Here is a 751-nt window from a genome sequence, read left to right as displayed (position 1 = left end):
GAAGAGCTACTTGAACTAGTAGAAATGGAAGTTCGTGAACTTCTTTCTGAATACGATTTCCCAGGTGATGACTTACCTCTAATCGCTGGTTCTGCGCTTAAAGCGTTAGAAGGCGAGAAAGAGTGGGAAGATAAGATTGTTGAGCTTGCAAACGCACTTGACTCTTACATCCCAGAGCCAGAGCGTGACATCGATAAGCCATTTATCATGCCTATCGAAGACGTTTTCTCAATCCAGGGTCGTGGTACTGTTGTAACTGGTCGTGTTGAAGCTGGTATCATCCGCATCAATGACGAAGTAGAAATTGTTGGTATCAATGATACAACTCGTTCTACTTGTACTGGTGTTGAAATGTTCCGTAAGCTTCTTGACGAAGGTCGTGCTGGTGAGAACATTGGTGCACTTCTACGTGGTACTAAGCGTGAAGACGTTGAACGTGGTCAAGTACTAGCTAAGCCTGGTTCAATCAACCCACATACTACATTCACTTCAGAAGTATACGTACTTTCTAAAGATGAAGGTGGTCGTCATACTCCATTCTTCAAAGGTTACCGTCCACAGTTCTACTTCCGTACAACTGACGTAACTGGTGACGTACAGTTACCAGAAGGCGTAGAAATGGTAATGCCTGGTGATAACATCAAGATGACAGTAACTCTAATCGCACCAATCGCGATGGATGAAGGTCTTCGTTTTGCTATCCGTGAAGGTGGTCGTACTGTAGGTGCTGGTGTTGTAGCAACTATCGTAG

Annotated in this window: 1 protein-coding gene; it reads left to right on the top strand. The window is 44.3% G+C overall.

Going from position 1 to position 751, the window contains the following annotated elements:
- A partial coding sequence (locus H5116_RS20080; RefSeq protein WP_182716930.1) for an elongation factor Tu occupies positions 1–751 on the top strand: 751 nt, incomplete at both ends.

The sequence above is a fragment of the Pseudoalteromonas sp. SG45-2 genome (genome assembly GCF_014164115.1).
GTDB classification, from domain to species: Bacteria; Pseudomonadota; Gammaproteobacteria; order Enterobacterales; family Alteromonadaceae; genus Pseudoalteromonas; species Pseudoalteromonas distincta.
This window is presented reverse-complemented; position numbering and strand designations above follow the sequence as displayed.